Raw genomic sequence first — 3,712 nt, 5'->3', positions numbered from 1 at the left:
TATTTATGTAAGTCTTTTAAGATAATTAAATTTTTGTTTGAGTTTTTCACAAACGAACATAAATTTGATTTCCCCAAAATCCATCAATACACCTATACATAGAAAATGATTTAGGATTGCTATAGTCCTAGTTGAACCTGTTTTCTCAACAGTTCTGGTAATAACGCAAGCTTACGATCATTCTTGAGCCAGTTAGTGAGACTACGACCATTAATAATAAAGGCTCCGTAATCATTGCGTCCCCGATTAATACGTCCAAACAATTGAATGATTTGGTTACTAACCTTGGTAGCACGGAAATTTTTCATATCAAGAGTATCCCATTGGAATTTTTCCAAAATGGATGCACCTGTCGGTAACTCATCCAAAATCATGACACGGCAGGTATCATGTGGAAGATCAATCCCATCTACTCTGGAAACCAAAATAAAAGTCCCAGATGAGGCTTCGCGGAAATCCTGAAGCTTTTCACTAAAATCATCTGAAGAAGGTGGAATTCCTACTTCTTTCCATGCTTCAGCTTGGCGATACGATGGAACAGCAATCAGAACCTTATGCTTCTCTGATAGAGGTTTGACAAACCTATAATCAATCTTTTTTTGAGGGATTTCATCTGAAAATAAGATTAGGCGCTCTCCATTACCCGCGTCATTTTTAGGCTCAATAGAAAGGTCGGGAATTCGTCCAAAAGCTCTGGCAATATCAGATTTATAGTTTAGGCTTGCAGAGAGATATATTCTTCTAACGTCTCGTAGAAAAACTGGCAGGCTGAAGAGAGGCAAGAATGGAGGTGCAATTTCCACTGCTCCATAGCCAAAGACAACAGCACAATGTCCTAGATTTTCTTTAAGGTGATTGAATGAATACTTGAGATTAGTGTTATTGTTAATACCAGAATCAACTAATAAGCTGTAGAGTCGCTCAGCTTTCTCCTTGACAGCATTTGGACTCGCCATGATCGGGGATTCAAAAGGACTGTCAATAGCACTTTCCAAGGAAGGAAGTTTGCCATATTCCTTGAAATGTGGCTCAAAAAGAGATTTGATATCTTTGAGTAACTCTGCTTGACCTGGTGCTGCAATTTTTAAAGTGAATGCTTCACGGATCATTCGCTCGGCGACATGAGCATCATCAAAAATTACCGCTCCTGGGAAGTGCTTTCGCTGTAAAACGCTTAACCCATTGAATAAGCTGGTATAAGTCGTAATACAAAATGCCTTTCCTGTCTCAAAGAGCGAGTTGCTGAAGTCACCACCAGTCCGCAAGGTACATTCTATACCAAGTTTGGTAGCTTCTCGCTGAGTTTGAAGCACAAGATCTTTGGTTCCGCAAACATACGTAACGTTTTCGATACCCTCATTCACTAAACTTTGAGCAATCAACAGACCAACCAGGGTTTTTCCTGCACCCGTGTTCAGAGCAATGAATACGTCAGATTTTTTACGATTTTTGTGCCATTCATTCAATGCCTCAGTTTGTCCCCTCCAAAGATCGTTTGGAGTATTGGGTAAGCTGGGTCTTCGCTCGAAAATAGCTATCGGATCTAACGGTTTAGTCTTACGTGCTGGTCGTTTAAGTTGAGAGAAATCCATACCTGAAGTCCTGATTTTATTGTCGTGAGAGCTTCCATCAAGGATAATGCAGCACTTTTGATGTTGCAGCCTAAAATTGAACATTCACTGAACACTTACAAAAAATTCTCAGACTACTGCCCCACAGACAACCTGAGCCATACAAAACAAGTATTAATTTGAGTGCAACTGCGATCTAACATTCCCATTAAAATATCATACCGCCTGATCGCCAAAGTTATGTTTCTAAGTTGAGTAGATCGTACCGGAACTTCAACATTATACTTTAGACGTTCTGGAGAATGACAGTATTCACATAAATAGCTCGCTCTTTCTGGAACTGCCTGTCGTATGGCTGATTGACATCTTGAGCAACCATCATTGCGTTTATGTGGGTAAATATTCGATCTAATTCCCCAATTGTATCTAGTTCCGCTACCTCTTCTGCCATTAGTTTATCTGCCTTCTTTTTTTCTAACAATTCTTCCATTCGCTGTTGGAGCGATTCACTAAATTTGAACAACTTCCACCTATCGACTTTTTCAATGCAAATCTCATGGATTAACGAGGATGGCTTGTTAAGGATTGAAACCATTGTTGGCTCCTAGCTTCTAGTTTTAGGTAGTAAGTAGATTGTACCGCAATTTCAACATCATACCTGGTCTGACGCTCGATCGCCCAAACCGCAGCACCCTACACTACTTCAAAAACGCCTTTCTCGGAACCCTAGCGAGTTGGTAAGCGCCGCGACTGTCCAACAATTGATATTGATTTGGCTGCAATCCTAATTGCACAAACTTTTCTGGATATCCCAGCACCAAAATAGAGGGAAGAATTGGGTTTTTCGATTCCTGAATGTAGTCTAGAGCCTTATTGATAGCTCGGTAGTAAGTCACCGGCTCTTCCGTGTAAAAAACCAGACTGGGTTTCCAAAAACCAACCATGATCAACTCTTCCCCCGGCAGTTTTTGTTGAACAATAACCTGCGCTAACTGTCTCAGAGGTAACTGGCGGTTGAGATCGACCAAATTGTAGGCGGGAGTGAGACCAAAAATGATAAATGCTACTAAACCGATGAAGTTAGCAACCAAAATCCAGCGCTGTTTCCGCTTCCATAGCAAAAGCCCGATCGCCCCAGCCGCCACTATCCAAATCGCACCGCCCACAATCAGCAATCCCGACTGCTGAAGTGCTTGCGGAAAATTGGGCATTGCTGGATCGTCTCCCAGCCAGTTGTAGCAGTAGAAAATTGCTCCGGCTAGAATCAATAAAAATACAATGTTAACAATGTATGTGACTAACAGCCCTCGCGGTAAAGAATTCGGTTTCTTTTCTAACTTTCCCGGCCTGGTTTTGGGTTCGTTACCTGCAATAATATCGCTCCATAGCAGCGTTACCAAAATGGCAGCAGCGGGCAATAATGGCAATACGTAACTGGGTAATTTGGTGACGGCGATCGTGAAAAAGCCAAAGATGCAGCCGAACCAAAATAGGGCAAATAAACTTAATTGAGCCGATCGCGGTTGACGACGCCAGTAACTGCGCTGCCAAAAACGGGTGCGGGCGATCGCCAGCGGCAAATAAATCGACCAAGGTGCAAAACCAAGCAGCACTACAAAAAAGTAAAAATACCAAGGCGCCGAGTGCTTGTTGACTACTTCAGTAAAACGCTGGAAATTGTGATAGCCGAAAAAGCTGTCAATATAAGTTTGACCATTGTCTAAAGTAACCAGAACGAACCAAGGCAGGGCGATCAGCAGAATAATTAAGATTCCCGACACCGGACGCATTTCTCGCCAAAGTTGTCGAAAATTTCCTAAATACAGCCCGAAGCTGCCAATAATCAGCGCTGGTATGACAATTCCCACAGGCCCCTTAGCCAGAATTGCTAGGGCAATTAGTACGTAACAAGTCAGATACCATTTATTAGGAAATAGCGACGCAGAAACTGTGGAAAATTCTGCTTTTTCTCTCTGTTCTTCTAAGGTGTAACCGAGGAAAAATGCCAGAAGTGCCGAACACATACAGCCGACTAACAGCATATCTGAAACGCCAGTCCGCCCCCACGCAATAGTTTGGGGATTTAAAGCTATTAACGCCGCCCCAATCCAAGGAGTAGAAAGAAAGAGGGGGAGATGGGG

Annotated in this window: 3 protein-coding genes; all 3 read right to left on the bottom strand. The window is 42.5% G+C overall.

What is annotated here, in order from left to right; translation table 11 throughout:
* Nucleotides 1–119: 119 nt before the first annotated feature.
* Nucleotides 120–1,592: a DEAD/DEAH box helicase family protein gene (locus K4039_RS26480; protein ID WP_265239483.1), complete on the bottom strand. Its 1,473-nt coding sequence runs from the start codon at nucleotides 1,590–1,592 to the stop codon at nucleotides 120–122.
* A gap of 265 nt (nucleotides 1,593–1,857) precedes the next feature.
* Nucleotides 1,858–2,166: a hypothetical protein gene (locus tag K4039_RS26475; RefSeq protein WP_265239481.1), complete on the bottom strand. Its 309-nt coding sequence runs from the start codon at nucleotides 2,164–2,166 to the stop codon at nucleotides 1,858–1,860.
* Nucleotides 2,167–2,269: 103 nt separating this feature from the next.
* Nucleotides 2,270–3,712: glycosyltransferase (locus tag K4039_RS26470; protein ID WP_265239480.1), on the bottom strand; the 1,443-nt coding region annotated here is incomplete at its 5' end.

It is taken from the genome of Lyngbya sp. CCAP 1446/10, assembly GCF_026130175.1.
Classification (GTDB): Bacteria; Cyanobacteriota; Cyanobacteriia; order Cyanobacteriales; family Microcoleaceae; genus Microcoleus.
The sequence above is the reverse complement of the archived record's forward strand: the minus strand, read 5'-3'. Positions and strand labels throughout refer to the sequence as shown.